The sequence below is a fragment of the Clostridium sp. chh4-2 genome, assembly GCF_002899675.1.
Lineage (GTDB): Bacteria > Bacillota > Clostridia > Lachnospirales > Lachnospiraceae > CHH4-2.
The window spans coordinates 211493-234811 of the sequence record NZ_PKUU01000007.1 but is presented as its reverse complement, the minus strand read 5'-3'; the positions used below and the strand labels follow the sequence as shown (position 1 = coordinate 234811).

Sequence of the window (23319 nt, the reverse complement as noted above, 5' to 3'; positions counted from 1 at the left end):
GCTGATTTCAGGTCTCACTATGGCATTTGGAGCGGAAGAACAGGGCGAGGAAGAATAGAACGACAGCCGCCCATCCCGCTCCTGTAGCCAGTGAGACGGCGGTCAGCCCCAACTCAGGCGCAAGCAGGCAGGAGAGCAGAACCCGTATGGAGATATGCAGGGCGGCGCCGGTCACCGGGACTTTTACCAGCCCGATGCCGCGGAAATAACCGACGAATACATTTCCAATAAAACAGAGAATGTAGAATGCAGAGATGGCCCTCAGATAGCCGGAACCGGCTGTGATGGCCTGGCTGTGTCCATCGCCGGTGAGCAGCGCGGTCAGGGGAACTGCTTTAGTATACATGAGCAGACTCAATGCTAATCCCATGGCGGCGAGCAGAAGAAATCCGTGTTTTATGCCCAGCCGCACCCGGTCTTTTTTCCCGGCACCCCAGTTTTGGGCAGTGAATACGGACAGCGCCTGGCTTTGGCTGTCTCCAAAGGAGTTGGCAAAGCCTTCGATCCGCGTGGCTGCCGTATAGCCGTAGACCGCTTCGGTTCCCAAGGTATTAACCGTTCCCTGAATCAGAAGTTTTCCGATATAAAGGCTGGATTGATGGAGAGCAGCGGCAAAGCTGAATGATAAGGTCTTCTTAGCCATTGCCCTGTCAAAATGCATGTCTTTTCCGGTAAACAGCAGTTCCGGATAACGCCTTTTCGTGTAGATGATGCAGAGCAGAACGGAAAGCAGCTGCGCCAGCACGGTTGCTAAAGCTGCGCCGGCTGTGCCCATCCTTGCTTTTGCAACAAACAGAAGATCCAATACGATATTAGTGATAATCGCCGCCGCCAGAAACAGGAAGGCGGCTTTTGTATTACCTGCGGCCCTTAATATTGAGGAAAACAGGTTGTACAGATAGGTGATGATAAGTCCTGAAAATATGATCATCAAATAGCTTTTTGCATATGGAAAAACAGATGCGGGCGTATGAATCAGACGGAGCAGAGGCTCTGTCATCATCACCGCAGACAAGCTGAACACTACAGTTAGCCCTCCTCCGAATATAAGGGTGAGAAATGATTCCATACGAAATTGATCCATAGCTTTCCTGCCGTAAAATTGGGCAAAAAGTACGGTCATTCCGGTGCAGGAACCGCTGAGAATGAAGATGAAGAGGTTCATAACCGTACCTGCCACGCCCACGGCGCCAAATGCTTCCATACCCGCATATCTGCCCAGAATAACGGTATCCGCGGTATTGTAAAGCTGCTGCAGAATGCTGCCTGCCAACAGCGGAAGGGCGAGAGTGAATAATTGTGTTTTTATATTGCCTGATGTCAGATCCTGATTTTTCATTCTGTGTTTCTCCTGTATACTCATATTGTACGGTATTATTTCAATTAGGAATATATCACGGAGACGGTTTGTTGTATAATGCTTATTTAAACGATATAATATAACTGAATAGACATATTTTGAGGTGATAAGGCATGACATTAGCAGAGACAGGGGCATTTCTTGCCATAGTGAAATACGGAAGCATCAGTCTGGCCGCGGAAAAGCTGTATGTGACGCAGCCGGCGTTAAGCCGCCATCTGAGCGCGCTTGAAAAGGAATTGGGGTATTGTCTTATAAAAAGAAGCAAAGGAATCCGCACTGTGGAACTGACAGGGGAAGGAAGGGCGTTTATTGCGGTCGCCGAACAGTTTCAAAGACTTTGGAAGGAGGCTAAGAACCTGCCTGACCTGAATCGGAACCATACGTTTCATCTTTCTTCGGTGGGCAGCGTCAGCACCTATCTGCTGCCGGAGATATTTCCCGATTTTATGAACGAAAATCCCGGCGTCAGCCTGATGTTTCACAATTATCATTCGCTGGAGGCCTATGATTATGTGGAAAAGGGAGAGGTGGATCTTGCGATTATATCCGATGACATGTTTTCCAGGCATGTCGAGACCATTCCTTTGTTTCGGGAGCCCATGGTCTGTCTGAAAAAATGTCCGGTCTTCGCCGGATTGGATGTTCCTGTAATCTCTCCTGCGGAGCTGGACCCTCATAAGGAGGTGCGCCTGCCCTGGAATCCGGAATATGATATCTGGCACGATTATTGGTTTCAGCCCGCCGCCCAGCCGAACGTATTTTTGGACCAGATGTCTTTGCTGGAGGGATTTCTTCAGAGGGAAGATGTATGGGCGGTGGCGCCGGCTTCGGTGGGGCATGCCATCGGCAGACGGCTTGGGTTAAATGTGTTTGAGCTGAAAGATGGTCCGCCTCCCAGAATTATCTATTATTTGTTGGGAAAAGAGAGGAAACCGCTGCTTACGGAGGCATTTTTAAAGTGCCTGAAGGAGAAAATAAACGAGCTGGATTATATACAGATTTTATAGAGGAAAAGCGGCTGCCGCCGGCGTGATATTTCCTCCGGTTATAATAGATATCTTCTGGTATCTGTGGTATACTTCAACTGATTGTCCCTTTAATTCCGGCTGTCCGTTTGGAGCGCAGTTATTGGGACGGATGGGGTGAAAATGTGCTTACTGGAGGATGAAACCGGATTGAACGTGAAGATCAGGATCAAAAAAATTGGTACAAAAATTAATTTATTAGTCGGAATTATGCTCATTGTCTGCATAATTTCCATATTGGCGATCTGCATCAGCATATTTCGCAAATTGACGCTGGACATGCTGAAAAATGACTGTGCGGTAGGAACGAACCTTCTTGCGTCCTCCATATCTGCAGAGGATCTGGCCTCTGATCAGACCCGGCTTCTTGATCAGCTAAAGAATATGGTTGGATGTGAATTCACGATTTTTGAGGGAAATATCCGCGTCAGTACGACGATCATTAAAGACGGAAAACGGATAGTGGGTTCGGAACTTTCACCGGAGATAGCAAAGAAGGTTCTGGAAAACGGCGAATCCTATATAGGGGCGGCCGATATTTTAGGAGTTCCTCACTTGTGCTCTTATGTGCCGTTTCGAGACGGAGACGGACGGATTATCGGAGCTATTTTTTCCGGGATTTCTATGGATACTGCTACAAGACAGCTGTACCGGGCCATTGTTACCGTCTGTATTGTGGGCATCCTTTTTCTGGTCTGCGGCCTGGCTGTGCTGAAACATTATGTGGAAATGGCCGTATCAAAACCGATGACCCGGCTGACGGAGTTTTCAAAGAATATCGATGAGGGACAGCTGGAACGGATATCCCAAAATGAACTGCTTATGGATATTCAAACATCGGACGAGATCGGAATTTTTGCGGAAACCATCGGAAACAGCATGGAATTGGTGAAAAATTATATGCAGGGGACGGCAGCGGTCTTAAACACGCTGTCAACGGGTGATTTGACGGCAGAGATCACGTCGGATTATATCGGCGATTTTAAGGTCATTAAGGAATCTCTTACAGGCATTACCGACAGTTTAAATGCCACGATGAAACAGATCATCAGCGCATCGGAAGAAGTCTCAACCCATTCCCGCCTGGTATCCTCAGGAGCCCAGGTACTGAGCCGGGGAGCGACGGAACAGGCTGCATCCGTGGAAGAGCTTGCCGTGGCAATAAACCAGATTACAGAGCAGATGAAGGCCAATGCGGAAAGCGCAGACAGAAATAAAGAGATTGCCATGAAGGCGGGAAATGAAATATATGCCAGCAACAGGAAAATGCAGGAGATGCTGGGAGCCATGAAAGAGATGAACAATTCCACGGCCGAGATCAAAAAGGTGATTAAGACCATTGAGGAAATCGCATTCCAGACCAATATTCTGGCTTTAAATGCATCTGTAGAAGCGGCCCGGGCCGGCGGCGCAGGCAAAGGATTTGCCGTTGTGGCAGATGAAGTCCGTAATCTCGCCAATAAGTCTTCCGGGGCGGTGAAAAGCACCGGCGTCCTGATTGAAACAGCTGTTGCGTCGGTAGAAAAAGGGATGAAACTGGCATCTGATACGGCCGATAATCTTTTGGAAGTGGTGAAAAAAGCTGAGGTTGCCACAGAACATATGGATCAGCTGTCTGCGGACATAAACAGGCAGTTTGAAGTGATCAGCCAGATTTCAGAGAGCGTCAACCAGATTTCTGATGTCGTGCAGACCACTTCAGCTGCCGCAGAAGAAAGCGCAGCTACAAGCGAAGAACTGTTCGGACTGGCAGAGACTCTGAAAGAATACGTTAGCCATGTGAGACTGAAAAAATAGGGATTGACCGGTGAGAGGGATGCATATGTGTCCCTTTCGCCGGCCAATCCTTTTGATTAATGTCCAATAAACCTAATCTTCTTTTATTTGATACCTGTCGAAAATCTTTACCAGAAACAGAGAATTCACAAATGCCATCAAAGGAAGACCGAACAGCAGAATCGGCGGAAATGCCAGAAAGCCGATTGCTGTCAGAATCACATTGGAGGCCACCATGAGGATGCTGTAGGGCAGATGACGGATGGACATGAGAAACGCATTTTTCATGGTTCCCCATACCGTATTGTCGAATCTGGCCAGCAGGGAAAATACATAGATATGTTCAAATATGTATATCACTGCAACCGCAAAGAACGCGGCCATGAGAATCATTCCAAAGATACTGATGGAAGACGATCTCATGTATACGGTTAAATCCGCCCCGATAAACGCCCCGATGACAACCAGAATCAGCCATATGGCTGTGGCCTGTTTGAAATTGGTTTTAAAGGCGTCGAAAAAGCTCTTTATGGTGTATCCCTCTTCATCCCGTACCATCTTTAACGTTACATAATAGACTGCCGTTGTTGCGGCCCCCATAGTGAAAAGGGGAAGGGAGCAGACGATCCAGAGAACGTTGAGCAGCAGCACGTGGAGTAATTTATTTACAAAACGCCATACAGGGTTTTCGATTGAAAAAAGTCCGCCCATAATTACCTCTCATTCCGCCGCATCAGCGGCATTAATTTTATCCTGTATTGTCATATCCGAAGCCCTGTCAGCCGCTGCCGTCCGGGGGCGGAAGATGACCTTATATTATATCACAGCTTCCGGATGTGGGACAGGGCAGGCGCCCATATCCGTATCGTAGGCTGTGATGCCCAGTTCCTTTTTCATCTTTTGCTGGAACTGTCTGGCCCTTAAATCCACTTCATATGGGTTGCAGACCGATAAAAGCCGCTTATGGCATTCTTCAGCAGCGATCCGTACCTCGGGATCGTCCGGCCTTTCCTCCAACAGAGAATGATCTTCGCCGGGATCTGCATTCAGGTCGAAAAGCTGCGGTTTTTCATAGCAGAAATAAACGTATTTATACTGTTTCCAGCGGATCATAAACATGCCGTAAGGAATACCGTGGGCATTGTACTCGCTGAATGAAAAGTCCTGATGGTTTTCATTGACGCCGGTTTCGATATAAGGCCGCAGGCTTTGGCCGTCCAGACCTTCCGGAATCGGAACATCCATATAGTCGCAAACGGTTGGGAACCAGTCTACCAGGTTGACCGGATCGCTGATTCTGGCCGGTTTTTGGCCCGGAACGCGGACGATCATCGGAACATGGGCAGATTGTTCAAACATGCAGCACTTCCACCACATTCCATGATAGCCCAGCTGTTCGCCGTGGTCGCTGGTGTAACAGAATACGGTGCTGTCGGACAGTCCCAGTTCATCCATTTTGTTAAGCAGAATACCTAACCGCTCATCCAGCTCTGCGATGGCGCAGTGATAGCCGATTAACAGCTTGAGCACGGTTTCTTCCGGAACATCTTCGCATTTGAAATAAGTTCTCAGCCAGCTGAGCGGCTCATTTAAGGACGTAAACGGAGGTTTTAATGCTTCCGGCACTTCAGTGATCAGTTTGGAAAAATGATTCCAGTTCTCTTCTTTCACATAGAATGGAAAATGAGGGTCTAAAAAGCCAATATAAAGATTCCAGTTTTCCTCTTTCCCATGTTCTTCCAGCCAGGAAAGGCTGGCATTTAACACCCGGTCGTCATAGCTTTCTTCGGTTTTCAGCCCGATCTTTTCAAAACGCTTTTCAGCTCCCACGCGCCCTGTCTTCCGGTCACGGAAGAAACAGCCGATATCCGGCCGGTGCATGTATCCTGCAAATTCCTGGTGCGTAAATCCATAATCCCCTTCATGATGAAAATGAGTTTTTCCGATACAGACATACTGTCTGCCGTGTTCCGTCAGATGGTGGGACAGACCCTTCACGGTTCCGTCATAGGGCGTGGAATTGTCCCAGGTTCCGATCCTGTTTACATAACGCCCGGATATAAAGCTTCCTCTGGCCGGAGCGCAGACAGGGCATGGAGTATAGCAGCTGTCAAAGACCGTGCTTTCTTCTGCAAGCCGGTCCAGATTCGGTGTTTTCAGTATGGAATGGTCGACGAACTGCATCATCTGATAGGAATGTTCGTCCGACATTACGGTAATGATATTCATGATGTTTTCCTTCTCCTTTTTAAGCAATTGAAAAGCTGACCCTTGTTACTATTCATGGCTCCGGGGATCTCTGCCGTCCGGTCTGGCTGCGGTGGTTTATACAACCTTACCAGTATGGATTCCAGTCCTTAGAGAGGCGGGTCAAAGCTTCCATATAATAATAATCACCCCAAAGATTGCATTCGTCAATACCATGATCGATACAATCGTTAAAAGGAGTCTTTTTTCCATACACTCCATGAAGAAGAAGTCCGTTTGATTCCTTCTCTGATTTTACGGCGCAAAGGTCTTTTAAAGCCTTTAACAGGCGCTTTGCTGCGGCTGTATAATAGTCTGCCTTTTCTTTTGAAAGGTATTTTGCCATTTCCAGCATGCCGCAGACAGCAGCCGCGCTGGCGGAAGAATCCCACGGCTCATCGCTTCCCTCCTCGAAGATGAAATCCCAGTAAGGGATCAGATTGGACGGCAGATGCTCCAGGAAATATCCGGTAACCCGGTCAAATAATTCCAGATATTCCGGGTTCTTCGTATAGCGGTAGCTTAAAGCGATGCCGTATACGCCCCAGGCCTGGCCTCTGGACCATGCGGAATCTGCAGAATAGCCCTGATGGGTGACGCCCCTCAACGGCGCACCGGTTTCAGGATCAAAGTAATAGGTGTGATAGGTGGAGTAATCCGGCCTGATAATGACTTTTAACGCTGTTTCCAAGTGGGCTTTCGCCTTTTGTCCGTAGCTTTCGTCTCCTGTCACTTCCGTCGCCCAGTACAGCAGGGGAAGATTTAACAGGCAGTCGATGATCAGTCGGTAATTCTCTTTATTGTCAAGGGAACCCCAGGCCTGGATAAACTGGCCTTTTTCGTGGAACCTGGTTTTCAGTTTATCGGCAGCCATGAGAGCGGCCTTTTTGGCAGTTTCATCTCCGGTCAGCTTATATCCGGCAACGCAGGAAAGAGAATAGAGAAAACCGAGATCGTGGGTATCCGTGTGGTTCCCCGTCTCAATCCGTTCTAAAAAGCTCTGAACCTGGGAGAGTGCGGCCTGGCGGAAGCAGTCTTTTTGGGTGGCCTCATAAGCCAGCCAGAGCTGTCCGGTCCAGAAACCGTTGGTCCACTGTTCATTGGGCGCGGTCTGATAAAAGCCGTCCTGGGAAAAAATGTGTTTGAACTGGCTTGAAAAAGCCGGAAGACAGCTTTCCGTCAGCAAGACGCAGGTGTCTAAAGCCTGTTTTACTTCCTCTCCGGTGATTTCCGGTTTGGCGGATAAAATTTGGTCATTCATGATGTTTCTGATCCTTTCTAAGTTGATAGAATTCGGGTGTCAAAAGGTCTTGATAGAGACATTAATAAATAGGAAACCGTTCCAGGGTTTCAGGGCAGTTTAACTGTCCGCAGACAGCGGATGCTTCCTCTTTCAGCCGATTCAGCTGTTCAGCGGTAATATTGGAATGTTCGGTTGGCGATCCGGTTAAATCCAGGATCATCAGGTTTAAAGTCACGGTTACATTTTGATTTTTCTGATCTTCACGGGCATGGAAAGCCACGTCAATGATGTCCGCAAGGTCTTCTCTGGATGGGATCATCTCAGGGCTTAAAAGATCTGCTTTACTAAGAGACAGCTGGTGTTCGGCTCCGGTCCATAAAAAGAGAAGTTTTACTCCATTTTTTTCTACAAGGGCGGCATCGTTGTTTAAGATGGTAACCTGAGTGCCCGGCATCATATTCCAGCGCTGGATATGGTCTCCTTCAATCCGGTTTCCTCTCAGGATATGGTCGGAAATGATCACTCCGCGCTCCCGGTGGAACAGCACTTCCCTTTGGTGGCGGCAGAAGGTATAACCGTCGTGATAAGCATTTACATAAAATCCGTCTTTTGCTGAGTATGTATCGGTAATAGGGGAAGGCGTCCGTAAAACGCCCCACTTGTTTGCGTACATCCGGTTGGGAAGGATTGGAGTTCCGTAGGCCAGCACCGTGTTGTGAGAGGCCATGTTGTACATATATCCGCGTATCTCCGAATTCATGCGGACCCGGTGGTACATATGGTCTACATACGGTTCGCCGATGATCTCTTCCCCGTGAAATGTGAGGAACAGAGACAGCATATCCATGTGGTTGTGGCCGCAGTACCCACAGTTTACTTTGGCGGACATCAGCATATAGTTTGCATCAGAACCATAACCGCTTCTCGCGCTGACAAAACCGGCCTGGTCGCAGCAGTAATCCAGAGGAAGGCGCTCTGCGGCATGTTCATCCCCGTGACGGGCTGCCAGCACGTGAGCACAGTCCTCGTGTTCCATCATCCGCACGCCCAGATTCAGGATCGGTTCCAGCATCGGGCCGCCGTTATCGCCTAAAGAAGGATATCTGCTGCCGGGCGGGCTGATTAAGGCTAAAACGTGGAAGGTCTGTTCCATCCGGTGTTTTGTTTCTTCATCCAGAAACGGTTCTTCGTTTAAACGGGCCAGATAGATGCCCCGGTAAAGCATTTCTCCCACGGCGGCTCCGGACCAGTAGGCGATGGAATGTTCGCTGTATCCTCCCGACGGGTTAAAATCTTCCGCAATGTGGCGGCATACGGTTTTCGCGCCTTTTTCCTTCATGGCCGTGAATGCCGGGATTTCAGGAAACATGGTGCCCAGAATAAACGGCACAAGCCCTCGTTCCCACATATGATGATTATAAGGGCGATAGCCGTCTTCGTCAAATCTTCGGAACTGAATTCCCAAAAACCAGATTCGTTTGAGGATTTCAAATGCCAGATCCGTGCTGATCTCATAAGGCACTCTTGTGTAAAAGAGGCCGGTATATACCACGGAAAGCCACCCTGCGCTCATAACGTCCCGGTCTTCCGTATATTGGAACCGGTCTGTGGAAGGGGAGCCGTTAACAACCTGAAGCGGATAGGTTTGAAAGAAAACCTGAAGCACTTCTTCAAAGGAATCCAGCACCTTGGGATCGCCTGTTTCGTGGTACAGGACGGCCAGATATTCAAAAAACTGGCCTCTGACGATCATGTCCAGGGGATTGCGGTGCTTCTTTCCCATATCTTCTATGAAATTGAAATGAATCATATGTTCCCAGTTCCGCCCCAGATCCACTTCCCTGCGGCCTGCCCCCGGCAGAACATAGACGTGATCCATCATTTTGCGCCCTGCAAAGAGGCAGAACTCTTTCAGGCTTTCGCTCAGTCCCAAAGAGGCCTGAAAGGAATAGGGGCAGCTGTCCGTATCGATGGGAGACAGCGGCAAAGCCCGGTAATCATATAGAAAATGAGGATGGTTCCGGGTTTCCATATGGCGTACCAGCTGTTTTTTTGCTTCCGGAATATTGCCGGCTTCAAGCGCTGATTTTACTGCTTCAAGTCCCGGATAGTCCGGATTCAGGGCGTCAAATACCTGTTGATCTGTTATCGTTCGTTCGTCTGTTGGAATTGTAATCATTATGAGGTCTCCTTTACTCTGGTCAGCCGGCTGCCGTTCCATACAAGCCGGTACACCGACCGGTCTATGCGGAAGGTTAAGAAAAATCCGTCCTCCCTTTGTTCTGTCTGATATGCGAAGCAGGAAGGCTCACCCTGTCCGGCCCTGTGAGGAATCAAAAGGGCGGCATGGTAAAAGGTTCCCGGCGCTTTCATGGTATGGTTCAAGTGGACAACTAAAGAATCGTGCCACACGTCGTTAACCGTGGATATCTTTCCCGCCTCGATCTGCGTCTCCATATAATCGGCATAGGCCAGTTCGATATTCGGGCGGTCAGGAGACGTTGTGATCATTCCAAACGGTATTTCCTTGGCAAAGGTTCTGTCAGGGTGAAAATGAATCTGAACCGAATCCCCTTCCTCCAACCCGTTTACCTGGTCAATAACCACTAAAAACGTTTGGTCTATCATTGCCAGACATCTGGAGGCAGCCGCAGGTTCATAGTTGTGGTGGCAGGAAAATGCGGAAATGATGCCGTCCTCCTCCGTTACGGAGAGAAGCCTTCCTTCCTTTTGCGGCCCATAAGCCCAGGAAGCCTTATATTCCCACATGTTTTTCCAATTTACGGTCAGGCAGTTATGCCAGAATGCGCTTTTAAAATGCTTTCTGTTTTCATCGTCTCTATAGGTATAGATGCCCGGATCGGTGAGCAAAGGCTCTCCGAATGCGGTGAGATCGAATCCTCCTGCATCGATATGTGCGTGCAGATTCTGAACCGGGGTCCGGCAGGCGGTCATGAAGCTGATTGCGTCCCGTTCCCATCCGGTTCTTATGTAAACCTGATCCAAATCCTTCTGCCAGGCGACAAGGGGAAGATCCGGCTTCTTTGGAGAGGAAACGGCTTCGTCCATCACGTTTTTTAACTGGCGTGTGTCCGGAATCCTCCACAAGTTGTCACGCACATCCTCTAATAGTGTGGACGGAGGGTAGAAATAAAGGGCGGTTTCCAGGTATTTTGGATCGGAATATGCCATATAGCAGGAAACAGCGGCTAAAGACATGGTTTCCTTGTCCGCGATATGGCTGTCTCCCCACGGGAAATTGCCTCCGCAGGCGCGGGTGGCAAAAACGGAGTGCTGGAACATTTTTTCCAGCTGGTTCACATACGTCCGGGGCACCTGAATGCCGAATTTGCGGGCGAATACCATTCTCATGGCAAACCAGAATACGCATCCGTTGTGATAAGAGGGACATCCTTCAATCTGACCTCCGCAGGGAGTGCACTGGGCTTCCATACAGCGGTCCAGCTCTTTCTGAGAGTGGAGCAGGAAGGTGCTGCTGTCCTTCATCTCCGGGAACAGGCAGCTAAAGGACATCAGCCCCAGATTTTCCATCAGGTAATGGTTATGGTCTGCTTTCGGCCATAAAAGCGGTGAGATTTCGTAAAGTACCCGGCAGTGTTCGTAGACGCTACAGACCAGAGTTTCCAAAAATTCCGGGGTAAAGTAAGGGGTATCGGCTAAAAGCTCGATGATCAGCGGCCACGTGCGGTAACCGCGGATTCCCACCTCTAAGGCTCTCCATGTGCTGAGCCCGCTAAAACGTTCCGGGGTATAAGCACCTGTTTCGTCTGTCAGGCCGGGACATGGGATGGTTAAGATCCAGTCGTTCAGTTCCTCAACCGCTTTTTTTGCATAGGTCAGGTTTCCGGTCAGACTGTAAGCCTCGGCCATGGTTTTTAAGTGATGCATCCGGTTGAGATGGAAGGTATATTCATTGTCATTGACCGGATTAAATTCCCATTTGGGCGGATTTCCTACGAAATAGAGTTCCGGGCCTGTGCCCGGCAGCACTAAAAGTCCTTCTAATGCCTGATCCGCCAGTGTTATGGTATGTTCAGCTAATTGGGGGAACTGTTCTTTTATCACAGCGCCCCGTTCCAGAGCTGTTTTCCCCTGGTTTACAGTTAAGATTCTGTCTTTCAGGCGGTCTAAAAGCGCTTGGGCAGTCATGCCCTCAGGCAGAATGTCAGCGGCAGTTATGGTATGGTTCATGATTGTCCTCATTTCTGCGGGTGGAGTTGGTACCCGGCATTTTTATAGTTTTTATCGCCATCCGGCCCAAAACCCAGTTGGGCGCGGCGTTTGTGCATCTGTTCAACTGCTTCTGAATAAGCGGGATCGGAGATGAGATTTACGGATTCGTCCGGGTCTTTTAAAAGATCCCATAGAACTTCCGGCATATCCTCTCCATAATAATGGTATTTCAGGTGATCCTGCTTAATCATCAGATACTGGCCGAGATACTGGCTGATGGATTCGTTGCTCCAGCCTTCGCTGCGGCCTTCCATCAGGTCGGTCAGAGAGCGGCTGTCCAGGTTATCAGGCACATCCAGATGGCACAATTCGCAGAGGGTGGCATAGAGGTCGCAGAGATTCACATTTTCCTTCACATGCCTTGGTTTAAAGCGGGCAGGCCAGCGGATAAAGAGGGGAACTCTTACGCTGGATTCGTAAAATTTGTGTTTTGCCCAGATTCCGTGTTCGCCCAGCATTTCTCCGTGATCGCTGGTAAACACGATGATCCAGTCATCCAGATTCTGACCGGCTTCATCCAGCTTATCCAGAATCTGACCGATATAGTTATCAACGGTTTCGATCATGGCGTAATAAGCTGCCGTGGTTCTCTGGATATCTCTAAGCTTCACGTCCTGGCCGATTTCCAGGTGTTTGGTGTCCAGATACGGGTGGCCGCTTAATTTCTGCTCTTCTCCAAAGACCGGAACCCGGTTTAAGTAATATTTGAACAGGGTTTCGTCGCAGTAATAGGGATAGTGGGGCAGTACGAAGCTGGCCTTTAACAGCAGAGGCTGGTTGATCTGCTGTTTATCATAATAAGGGGATTCAAAGATATCTTCAATGATATCCAACGCGCCCCTCAAGGTATATTCGTCATTGACCATATTTCTGGAATGGCCTACGCCTGCCCGAAGGACTTCTTTGGCGTTGGTCCAGCGGTGGTCTGCCTGGGATACTTTAAATTGACTCAGTTTTTCTTTGTCCTGGTTTTCGATAAAGCGTTCGGTCAATCTTGTTTCATTTCCGATCCGGTGCTGCCAGCCCTGCATCTGGTCCGGCCCGTTGTGGTGCAGTTTGCCGCAGCAGACGGTATTGTACGCATTTTCACTGAAGGTTCTGGCGAAGGTGCGGTAAAACGGGGGCAGATCGTCGCCGAATACCTCGCATCCGCAGGTGCGGGGAAGCTGCCCGCTCATCATGCACTGCCTTGCCGGGATGCAGACAGGCGACGGCGTATAGGCGTTATCGAAGATCACGCTGTCTTTGGCGAGACGGTCCAGATTGGGGGTGCGGATCACAGGATTTCCTGCGAATCCGGCCAGGTCGGGACGGTGTTCGTCCGTCATGAGAAACAGGATGTTGGGATACATTTTTTCAGCCATAAATACCTCCAAGATTATAATTTTTTAAGTTCATGAGCTGTCATGACAAAAGAGTATTGTTTTCCCGAGAGAAGAAAGGACACTGCCGCTTCCGGATGACGGGAAATAGTTAAATGTTCAGGCACAGGAGCCGGCGCTCCTTTTGACGGGCACAGAACGGATACGAATACTTCTGTTTCTTCCGGCTGGAATTTCTGATACTGAAGGATCACCGAATCCCGGCAGACATCGTTCCGGTCCGATATTTTGGCCGGGATGAGAACGGGAGTTCCTGCATTGCTGGTTACCGACAGGAAGATATTCTCATTCCAGCCGGCATTTCCCGTATTGTCCTTTACCTGCACATGGGGCCGGTCGATGTGAAACTGTATTTGAACAGAATCGTCGGGATTCAAATGCTTTACCACATCGATAACCAGGAGGAATTCTCCCGAAACCAGGGCTAAAGCCCTCGTATGGACAGCCGGTTCGTAGTTTGAATGGGAAGCGATGGCCCAGATCATGCCTTTTTCCACTCCGCAGCCGGTGATCTGTCCTTCTTTTTGCGGCCCGTATCTCCAGGAACTGATATAGTCCCAGGCGCTTTGATTATTCAGGGTTAAAGTGTTGTGCCACTGCATGCTTTTAAAATTCTTACGGGCTTCGCCGTCCTGGTAGGTGTATTTGCCGGGGTCAACCGCCATGGGTATTCCGAATGCGGTGAAATCGAATCCGCAGGGGTCGATATGGGCGTGGTTATTCTGGATCGGGCTCCGGCAGGCGAACATGACGCTTAAATCCTCACGGCTCCACCCTGTCCGGAAATACACGTGTTTTAATACTTTATTATAATAGAGAAGAGGCAGTCCGGGCTGGGCAGGCTGGCATTGTTTTAAAGCCGTTATAAAACCGCTCACATCGTCCATGCGCCAGATCTGTTCCTCCGCTTCTTTTAAAAGGTCTTCCCGGCTGTAATAATTCAGACAGAGGTTTAAAATGCTGCTGTCCGAGGTGCCCAGATAGGAACAGACAGCGGCTTTGGCCAGCGTGCCTGTCAGGGTGCTGGTATCGCCCCAGGGGACATTTGTGCCGTTGGGACGGGTTGCATAGAGGGAATGAACGGCCATGCGTTCAAAACGCTCCCGGTAGCTTTGGGGAATGGTGAAATTGTATTTTCTTCCATAGACCAGAACCATGGCGAACCAGAACAGGCATCCGTTGTGATAGGAAGGACAGCCTTCGATCTGTGCGCCCTGTTCGTCCACCTGTTGTTCCATGCATCTGCAAAGTTCTTTTAAGGCATGGGCTTTCCAAACGTCGGAATCTTTCAGTTCCGGGAACATGCAGGAAACGGCCAGCAGCCCCAGATTTTCCATCAGATAGTGATTGTGGTCTGCCTTGGGCCATGCCAACGGCGACAGGTGGTAAACCACTTCGCAATGTTCGTAAAGGCTGTACAGAGCCGTTTCAAATACCTCAGGCGTAAAATGGGGCGAAAAGCATAAGTCCTCAAGCACCGGGCACCAGGTACGGTACGGCCTGATCCCGCATTCCAAAAGGCGCCATTCTTTTGCGGCCGGAGAATTAAAATATCCGGTTTGGGGAGTTTTATCTTCGGCAAACACAGGGCCTCTCGGGCAAACCGCTATCCAGTTCATCATTTCGTCTATAATCTTTTTTGCGTAGCTCTCATCTTTTGTGACCGAATAGGCGTAGAGCATGGGCAGCCAATGATTCATGCGGCTGATCTGAAACACGTATTCGTTATTGTGGTAAGGATCTTCATGCCATCCGGGCGGACAGCCGATCTGGGATTTTTGGCTGTTTCCGGGCAGCAGCACAAAGCCGTTTTTGGCCTCTTTTGCTTCCTTTAATATAGAGACGATGAGTTCCGGCAGCTCCCGGTCAATGACTTTTGCTTTGTCTGAAAGGGAGACGCGCTCTTTGGCCCGGTCCCTGAAACGGTGAAAAGCCTGTTCCATAGTAAACGGTTCCTTCAGTATGTGGGTATGAATCTGCATATTCTTTTCCTTTCTGATCATTCCATTGACTTCATTATAGAATCAGGAAATATGGGCTTCAATGATGGTTTTTTGAAAAATACCATAATTTTGTAAAATACCGGAAGATCGGATGGAGAGCTGTACTTGAGCTCGGAAAATATGGGGAACTGCTGAGCCTAAAATGGTTAAAATACCATTTATATGATAAGAAAAAATGAACGCAAAATAATGTAAAAACCAGAAAAAGCCTTGATTTACGGGGATTTTTTGATAAAATAAACATCCTAAAAAACACCCGGAATTTCAGCTGCAAAAAAGTGGTATTTCACAAAATGTTCATAATTGCTAATTCAAAATCCATGTGATACCATGTGTGCACAGAGTAATTGCCGGCGCGTTAAGTCAGGGGAAGGCGCCAAAGGTCTTGGCGGCACGGTGATTATTAGATTTTAAAGCTGCTATGCGGCAGAAGGAGAAGAAAGTATGAGAAAATCATTAAAGCGAATTATGGCTGGTGTCATGGTATCGGCAATGGCAGTTACCTCATTGGCAGGCTGCGGATCTTCTAATAAAGAAGCGACGGCCACCACAGCAAATCAGACTACGGCAGCAGGTACTACGGCGGGCACGCAGGGTGCGGAAACAACAGCAGCCGAGACAAAGGAAGAACCGGTTCAGATGGAATGGCTGGTTGGAGAGACTTCAGCCGAAGTTGATGACAACGCTGAAGTTGTTAAGATGATAGAAGAACGCTTCAATATTGATCTGAAGACATGGTATGTAGACGCTAATAAATTCCGCGAGAACTTAAACGTACGTTTTGCGGGCGGCGAGATGCCGGATGTTTTGGTAGTTAACGATCTGTCACTGCTTCCTACCTATGTAGACGGCGGAATTATCGGAGAACTTCCGATTGAATTAATCCGTGAAAAAGCGCCTCATTATGCTGCAGTAGCAGACGCTCATGACGACGGAACCCTGTGGAGCACCATGATTTATAAAGGAAAGAACTACGGCGTAACCAATCCTATGGATGCAGTTCCTATGGCGATGTTCTGGAGAAAAGACTGGCTGGATAAGTTAGGCCTGGAAGTTCCCGAGACATTGGAAGATTATGAAAAGGTACTTACCGCTTTCGTGGAACAAGATCCTGACGGAAACGGAAAGAAAGATACCGCAGGTATGGCAGAGCGTACATTCGGCGCAGTATTCGGCGCTTACGGACTTCGCTGCGTAACAGGCGGAAAACCTGGATTTAAAGTGGAAGAGATGCAGCTTGGCGAAGACAATGTGCCGTTCTTCCCATATATTCACCCGGACGCAAAGAAAGCTTTAACCACACTTCATGACTGGTATGAAAAAGGCATTCTGGATAAAGAATTTATCACAGGTGAAAACCATGGCGGCTATACATGGCTGTCCCATTCCTTTATGAACGGCAGAATCGGTCTTACTTCCGCACAGCCGTATCATTATCTGAACTCCAGTACCGATACCTCTGATGAGACCAACTGGGGCGTTTGTATGAAAGAATTAAAGGGTCTTGATCCTAATGCAGATATCGTAATCGGGCCGGCACCGGTTGGACCAGATGGAAAATCCGGTACAGAAGGATGGAACCTGACAGGACGTTTAACCTGCCTTACAACAAAGGGCGTTTCAGATCCTCGTAAAGTAGATGCATTTTTAGCAATGTTAGACGCTTATTATGCAGATATGGATTATGCAAGATTAGTTAACTACGGTCTGGAAGGAAAACACTTCGAGATGACACCGAATGGACCGATCCGTCTGATGGAAGGTACCGATCTTAGAAAAGAAGGCGTTTTACAGGTTGACTTCGGCAGCACAGTTACATTTGCAGAAAACATTACACCTGAGAAAACAAAATTTGGACATGATGTAACAGGTAATGGATATTATCGTTTCAATGCGCCTCCTGTAGAGGAATTCGCCAATGTAATTGCTACCCTGGATACATTGACAGAGCAGGCTTATTTCGATATGATTACTGGTGCTAAGCCTCTCGATTATTTTGAAACATATGTAGAAGAATTTAAGAAAGCCGGCGGGGAAACAGCTGAAAAGGCAGTACAGGCAGCTTATGCAGAAAAAGTTTCTGCAATCAACAAATAACAGGATTCCGGCCAGCCGTGGGAGGTAATATTAAGTGAAAACCGTAAATAATGTAGAAAAAGGAAAGATGGAACGGAAGTCTAAACGAGGAGTTCTTGGCAATCTGATCTACTATAAAGAGTATTATATTATGCTGATTCCGGGCCTGCTTTTTTTCCTGGTATTCTGCTATGGACCGATGTATGGGCTGATCATCGCTTTTCAGGATTATTATCCGTTAAAAGGTGTCAGCGGAAGCGCATTTGTGGGGCTGAAGCATTTTAAGGCACTGTTTTCGGATCCATTCTTTCTGTCCGTGTTGAAAAATACGATTATTATCAGCCTTTATAAATTGCTGATCTGCTTCCCGGCGCCGATCATCTTGTGTCTGGCTCTGAACGAAATTAAAAGTATGCGTTTTAAGAAGGTTGCCCAGTCAATTTCTTATCTGCCTCATTTTATCTCATGGGTAGTTGTTTCAGGAATTATCATTGAATTCCTGTCGCCGTCCAGAGGTCCGATCAATATTCTGCTTCAAAACATGGGATTTGATCCGGTCTTCTTCGTGGCAGAACCGAAATGTTTCCGCGGAGTGCTGGTGCTCTCCGATTTATGGAAATCGATCGGCTGGGGCTCCATCGTTTACCTGGCAGCTGTCACCTCCGTCGATCCGACCCTTTACGAAGCGGCTGAGATGGACGGAGCGGGAAGAATTAAAAAGATTATTCATGTGACGCTGCCTGCATTGGCGCCGATTATCACCGTTATGTTTATCATGGAATCCGGTAAGATTTTAAATGACAGTTTTGAGCAGGTTTACAACTTCCTCACCCCATCCACCTATGCCGTCGGCGACGTTATCTCAACGTTTGTATACCGGATGGGTATTCAAAAGATGCAGTACAGCTTTACAACGGCGGTGGATTTATTTAAGAACGGCATATCATTTATGCTTGTAATTCTGACTAATTACATAGCCCGCAGAACAAATGATTATGCACTGTGGTAATGGAGAGGAAGTGAATGACTATGAAAAAGGAAAAAGCTGTGGAAGTGAGCATTAGAAGACGACGAAAACGGAGCGCAGAGGACTGGCTGGTGGATGGATTTGCCTATGGAATTGCGATTATATTGATGCTTTCCATCGTCCTTCCGTTCATGCAGGTGATTACGATCTCCATGAGCCCGGCGTCAATCGTTAATAAAACGGGATTTCATCTGATTCCATTGAAATTTGACTTTTCCGGATATACGAAGATCGCTACGGATGATAATTTCTGGCACAGCTACCTGAATACGATTATGCGTGCGGTAGTTGGAACGGCCAGCGGCGTGCTTGTCACTCTGCTTACGGCATACCCCTTGGCTAAGACCAATCTTCCTTACAGGAAGGGATTAATGCTGTTTGTAGTATTTACCATGTATTTTTCAGGTGGTATGATACCAAAGTATCTGTTGATTAAGAATCTTCATCTGACAAATAACTTTTTAGTGTATATTCTGCCGTGTTTAGTAACGGGCTTTGCACTGATTATCACCAGAAACTTTTTTATGAGTATCCCTCCGGCCCTGGAGGAGTCGGCGAAGATCGACGGGGCGTCAAATCTGCAGGTCCTGTTTAAGATCTACATGCCGCTTTCCACACCGGTTATGGCAACAATTTCTTTATGGTATTGTGTTCAGCATTGGAACTCCTGGATGGATAATATGCTTTACGTAACGAAGAACAGCCTTTATGTGCTTCAATACGTGATTCAGACCATCTTAGTCAACGGCCAGACCGCTGATATGGAGATGATGACCGATGTGGTAATACATACGGAAACTATGAAGATGGCAGCGTTGGTATTGTCCTTAATACCGATTGTGTGCACCTATCCGTTCTTACAGAAATATTTTGTAAAAGGTATGATTGTAGGTTCTGTTAAAGGATAATAAGAATGTTTAAAAAATTGTTATATATCAATCTGTTCAGCATCACATTTCTTGCCTTGTTTAATTATCTGGTATTTCATAATTTAAACAGCAAAGCGTATCTGGAAAGCTTTACGGCTTATAATGAAAGGATAACCAACCTTGCATTCCAGAATATCGACAAGCAGATTATGGAAGCGGCAATTGATATACCTCAGCTGTATTTTTCTGATATCCGCCAGAATGAGGATACACTCATTCCTCAGGAGGAAGATATCACAGGCTCACCGGCCCGCATCCGCGGGCTGGTGTCACAGCTGGAGGAAATCCGGAAATCTTATCCTCACGTAGCCAGTGTGGATATCTATTATGAAGCGACCCAGACGATCGTTACCGGATTTTCCAGAGTTCATTATATCAAGCAGGAAAGAGAAGTGATCCAATACCTTCCGTGGTATGAGGAATATCTGAATATAGGCAGGGATGCCGTATTCATGGAGTCCCCGGAAGGAATTTACCCGACCAAAGAGCCGGTCATAACGTATGTGAAGAGAATCTCCCAGTCGAAATGGAAAGACAGGGGGATTATTGTCGCTATTCACATTTCTCCATCCAGCTTTCAGGAATATATCGATGAGGAAGAGGGCACGCTGGTGATCACGTCACCGGGGGGCCGGCTTTTATATGTAACACAGGGAGCGGACCGGGAAGTAACAGAAACGCTTCTCGACGATATTAAGGAAGAAAAGGAGGCGGTTAATCCCAAACTGTCCTTAAAAATCGACGATGAAGCCATGACCGCTTTTTATTCCAATTCTCAAAAAACCAATCTGAACTATGTATATTACGTACAGAACAGCACCTTTTATGCGGACTATAATGTTAGAAACCGCATTTTCCTCATGAACTTTTTCATATCCATCATATTCAACCTGATTATTCTTGCCGTATTCTCCTGGTTTAACCATTACGCCTATAAAAAACGGCTGATCAAAGTTTCCAAGGACGCAGGAATCACGTTGGAGAATGAAAAAGCCAGCTTTGACCATTCTTTAAATGCCCTGACCCAGGAGATCACGACCCTGAATGAAACGGTGAAATCTTCCAAGCCGCTTCTGTTCCAGAATGCAGTCCGTTCCCTGATACTCAACAGGAGGACGGAATCCGCTTACGAACGCTTAAATCCTTATCTGGATCATGACAGCGTGTGTACCGTGGTCTTGTATTGCCAGGATTTTGCAGGATCAAACGATCTGGTGGTCCGCCTTCAGGAGATGTTTTTAAATAGAAATGGCCAGTATCACGGCCTGTTCACCACCATGGAAAAGGGGGAACTGGTATCGGTTCTGGTGTTTGATAAAGACTTGTTTGACCAGATATACGAGGATTTTACATCGTGTATTGCGGGGCTGGTACCGGACTGCCGAATGGTTTCGGGAGCTGTTTTTGATATGGCAAAGGACAATATAAAGAACAGCTTTAAAAGCGCCAATGAGGTGTCCAGATACCGTTTTATCTTCACCGGACAGCAGATTATCAAATATGAAGATGTGGATATGGAACACAGAAAGAGTTCCGGCAGCCACTTAAAGCTGTTTGACGCCATGGAACGGGATATCAACAGTGAAAACTTCCTGGACTTTAAATATCATATCGAAGGGCTTACCGTATCCTTTAAAGAAGGCAATTACACCATCGATTACTGCATCTCGACATTGAGGGATCTGGTGGGACTTTTGTATCAGATCATGGTTCAGCGTCAGCTGGATATGTGGATCGTATTCGGTTATGATATCCGGGAGTATTATAAGCAGATTGAAGATATCGACGAATTTAATGAGTGGGTTGTGGATCTCTGCGAGGTTCTGCTGCAGAATATGCGGCAGAAGAAAAAATCCGTGGATATGGATATGCAGACAAGGCTGCTCCGCCTGATCGATGAAAATCTGGAAAATGATATCTCTTTAGATTTCCTGTCGGATCAGTTTGGCCTCAGGCCGGACGTGTTAAGCCGGATGTTTAAGCAGATGATGGGCAAGAGCTATACGGAGTACATCAAGGAAAAGAAGATGACCCGGGCTGTGGAACTGATCGGAGAAGGCCACAGCATGAAGGATATCGCTCACATGCTGGGCTACAATTCTCCTCAGTATTTCATCAAGATCTTTAAAGAAGTGTATGGCGTGACGCCTTATCAGTATAAGAAGCAGCAGACCCCTGAGAAATGATTAAGGCCTCAAATGCGGCCTGAACGGACCGGAAAAACAGCGGATTCAGGGACAGGGAGTCCAGGGACAGCAGTTCACAGACTTTCATAAACCGCTCTTTTTCGGAAGCTTGGGGGAAGTCCCGCATCACAGAAGCAGCAGCATTTTTTATCATTTCCAAATAATCATATCCGTCCTTAATGGCCAGGATTCCTTGTTCTCTATCATACGCATGATCCCATGCGGGGCAGAACTGCAAGACTTGATCTAAGTTTAGCAGCTTTAACAAGGTTTCCTGGCTTTTTGTCTGGTTTACGTAGATTGGAATGTCGCCTTTTACGGGAATTGCATCCCCAGTGAAAAGCGTACGGTATTCTTCCAGATAAAAGGACAGGGACCCTCTCGAATGTCCGCTGGTTTCAATAACGTTTAATGTAAGGCTGGGTTCCAGATTGATCCGGTCTTCCTCTTCAATAAAATGGTCTATTATAATAGACCTGTCGAGCAGCTTATAAAACCCGGGAATGGGCCTGTCGTTCCACTGTTTATCGATATCTTCCATCCACTCCCGTTCTTCGCGGCAGGCGTATATACCGGCTCCGGTTAATTCCTTCAATGCCGCAGCTCCTCCTATATGATCCGGGTGGGAATGGGTCAGAAAGATTCCTTTCACCTCGGACAGGGATCTTCCTATGGAGTTCAGATAGTCCTGAATGAGAATCTCGCTTCCGCTTACGCCGGTATCGATCAGATAGCAGGATTGGCCTGTGATCAGATACACATAGACATAACGCTGAATCTGCGGCGTCAGTTGGAAGGGTATCTTTATTTGATGAACGCAGTCGTTTATCTTCATCCGGTCTGTTCCTCCTTTCTGAGGCCCTCAACGATGACTGCTCTGCTGTCCACAGAGTTTTCGCGTTTTCGGGCAATCTCCTTATATTCCGGCGATTGAAAACAACGGTCCAAGTGTTCCCTGTCCGGAAATTGAATGACAATGATCCGGTTCGGCCGCCATGCGTCGCTTAATGCGGTCAGCTCTTCCGAACGGACCAGATAGGTGCCGGAGTGCCGTTCCACGATGGGCTTTACCAGGCGGATGTATTCCAGGTACTCAGTCTGGGCCTGGGGATTATCCGTGTAGATGGTGGCGATAAAATAACAAGACATAGCAAATCCTCCTTTATTAATTGATATGCAAGTACTTGCTTGCATATTGGGTGAAAGAAAAGGATTAAAGAAAATTACTCCTTAATCCCTTTTACAAAGGCCTTAACGCCGGCTTTTATATATTCTTCGGAGTGAAGAGGGGTGAGATTGTCTTCAAAGGATGCCTTTAAAAATACAAAACCGAAACACATGGACAAAAATGCCATGGAAAGGCTTTCGTAGTCCGCCTTTTTCAGCTTTCCCTTTTTATTCATCTTTTCAAAATAGGTTAATAATCCATTTTTAAATGTGAGTGGTATCTGCATGATGCCGCCGGCCGTATCGGGATACAGTTCCGGGGACCTTAAACCGATGGATATTTTAACAAATCTGGCGGTGACGCGCTGCATATAGAGACGTGCAAAGCGCTCTAAATCCTCCCTCAGATTCCAGGTACAGTTTGAAAAGTCTTCGGGCTGAAGGACGGGACACCATTCCTTTTGCTTCATCGCGGTCAGCACAATGTCCTTTTTTCCCTGGAATTTCCTGAAAATCGTACATTCGTTAACATTGGCCTGGCGGGCGATCTCCTTGGTCGTTGTGGAAGAATAGCCTTTTTCCATAATCAGATTCATCGTGGCATCGATGATCTTTTGTTGTGTTTCATCAGTCATGTAATT

At 47.6% G+C, this 23319-nt stretch carries 17 protein-coding genes; 6 read left to right on the top strand and 11 right to left on the bottom strand.

Going from position 1 to position 23319, the window contains the following annotated elements:
• Positions 1 to 7 precede the first annotated feature (7 nt).
• A complete protein-coding gene (locus C0033_RS09895) occupies positions 8 to 1339 on the bottom strand; it encodes an MATE family efflux transporter (RefSeq protein ID WP_103227697.1) in 1332 nt (443 codons plus the stop codon).
• Between the two features lie 134 nt (positions 1340 to 1473).
• Between C0033_RS09895 and C0033_RS09890 the strand changes: the two genes are divergently transcribed.
• Positions 1474 to 2370: a LysR family transcriptional regulator gene (locus tag C0033_RS09890; RefSeq protein ID WP_103227696.1), complete on the top strand. Its 897-nt coding sequence runs from the start codon at positions 1474 to 1476 to the stop codon at positions 2368 to 2370.
• 141 nt (positions 2371 to 2511) lie between these two features.
• Positions 2512 to 4185, top strand: a complete 1674-nt coding sequence (locus tag C0033_RS09885; protein WP_103227695.1) for a methyl-accepting chemotaxis protein — start codon at positions 2512 to 2514, stop codon at positions 4183 to 4185.
• 72 nt (positions 4186 to 4257) lie between these two features.
• On the opposite strand, the gene C0033_RS09880 is transcribed toward C0033_RS09885, so the two are convergent.
• The 7 genes from C0033_RS09880 to C0033_RS09850 form a co-directional block, all read right to left on the bottom strand.
• Entirely contained in the window at positions 4258 to 4875 is a 618-nt protein-coding gene (locus tag C0033_RS09880) for a DUF624 domain-containing protein (protein ID WP_103227694.1), read from the bottom strand.
• Between the two features lie 105 nt (positions 4876 to 4980).
• Positions 4981 to 6393 (bottom strand): sulfatase-like hydrolase/transferase, encoded by a 1413-nt coding sequence (locus C0033_RS09875; protein WP_103227693.1) that lies wholly within the window; start codon positions 6391 to 6393, stop codon positions 4981 to 4983.
• 106 nt (positions 6394 to 6499) lie between these two features.
• Positions 6500 to 7672, bottom strand: coding sequence for a glycoside hydrolase family 88 protein (locus C0033_RS09870; RefSeq protein ID WP_103227692.1), 1173 nt, complete (start codon positions 7670 to 7672; stop codon positions 6500 to 6502).
• Positions 7673 to 7733: 61 nt separating this feature from the next.
• On the bottom strand, positions 7734 to 9833 hold the full coding sequence (locus C0033_RS09865; protein ID WP_180994663.1) for a heparinase II/III family protein: 2100 nt from the start codon (positions 9831 to 9833) through the stop codon (positions 7734 to 7736).
• Entirely contained in the window at positions 9833 to 11866 is a 2034-nt protein-coding gene (locus tag C0033_RS09860; RefSeq protein ID WP_180994662.1) for a heparinase II/III family protein, read from the bottom strand. Before C0033_RS09860 ends, C0033_RS09865 begins: the two co-directional genes overlap by 1 nt.
• 8 nt (positions 11867 to 11874) lie before the next feature.
• Positions 11875 to 13272 carry a sulfatase-like hydrolase/transferase gene (locus tag C0033_RS09855; protein ID WP_103227689.1) on the bottom strand — a complete coding sequence of 466 codons (1398 nt, stop codon included), beginning with the start codon at positions 13270 to 13272 and terminating at the stop codon, positions 11875 to 11877.
• 14 nt (positions 13273 to 13286) lie between these two features.
• The gene (locus C0033_RS09850) at positions 13287 to 15293 is read right to left on the bottom strand and encodes a heparinase II/III family protein (protein WP_103227688.1); all 2007 of its coding nucleotides are present in this window, start codon (positions 15291 to 15293) and stop codon (positions 13287 to 13289) included.
• Positions 15294 to 15737: 444 nt separating this feature from the next.
• Here C0033_RS09850 and C0033_RS09845 point away from each other — a divergent pair, with 444 nt between their 5' ends.
• Genes C0033_RS09845 through C0033_RS09830 form a run of 4 tightly spaced genes read left to right on the top strand, consistent with a single transcriptional unit; the run spans position 15738 to position 21511 of the window.
• On the top strand, positions 15738 to 17390 hold the full coding sequence (locus tag C0033_RS09845) for an extracellular solute-binding protein (protein ID WP_103227687.1): 1653 nt from the start codon (positions 15738 to 15740) through the stop codon (positions 17388 to 17390).
• 34 nt (positions 17391 to 17424) lie between these two features.
• Positions 17425 to 18378, top strand: coding sequence for an ABC transporter permease subunit (locus tag C0033_RS09840; RefSeq protein WP_242984463.1), 954 nt, complete (start codon positions 17425 to 17427; stop codon positions 18376 to 18378).
• 20 nt (positions 18379 to 18398) lie between these two features.
• Entirely contained in the window at positions 18399 to 19304 is a 906-nt protein-coding gene (locus C0033_RS09835; RefSeq protein ID WP_180994661.1) for a carbohydrate ABC transporter permease, read from the top strand.
• A gap of 5 nt (positions 19305 to 19309) precedes the next feature.
• On the top strand, positions 19310 to 21511 hold the full coding sequence (locus tag C0033_RS09830; protein ID WP_103227685.1) for an AraC family transcriptional regulator: 2202 nt from the start codon (positions 19310 to 19312) through the stop codon (positions 21509 to 21511).
• Here the strand turns inward: C0033_RS09830 and C0033_RS09825 are convergent.
• The 3 genes from C0033_RS09825 to C0033_RS09815 all read right to left on the bottom strand — a co-directional run bounded on the left by C0033_RS09825 (position 21450) and on the right by C0033_RS09815 (position 23313).
• The gene (locus C0033_RS09825) at positions 21450 to 22346 is read right to left on the bottom strand and encodes an MBL fold metallo-hydrolase (RefSeq protein ID WP_103227684.1); all 897 of its coding nucleotides are present in this window, start codon (positions 22344 to 22346) and stop codon (positions 21450 to 21452) included. The two genes, C0033_RS09830 and C0033_RS09825, sit on opposite strands and share 62 nt — an antisense overlap.
• The gene (locus tag C0033_RS09820) at positions 22343 to 22660 is read right to left on the bottom strand and encodes a DUF1330 domain-containing protein (protein ID WP_103227683.1); all 318 of its coding nucleotides are present in this window, start codon (positions 22658 to 22660) and stop codon (positions 22343 to 22345) included. Before C0033_RS09820 ends, C0033_RS09825 begins: the two co-directional genes overlap by 4 nt.
• A 74-nt stretch (positions 22661 to 22734) precedes the next feature.
• Positions 22735 to 23313 carry a TetR/AcrR family transcriptional regulator gene (locus tag C0033_RS09815; RefSeq protein ID WP_103227682.1) on the bottom strand — a complete coding sequence of 193 codons (579 nt, stop codon included), beginning with the start codon at positions 23311 to 23313 and terminating at the stop codon, positions 22735 to 22737.
• Positions 23314 to 23319 lie beyond the last annotated feature (6 nt).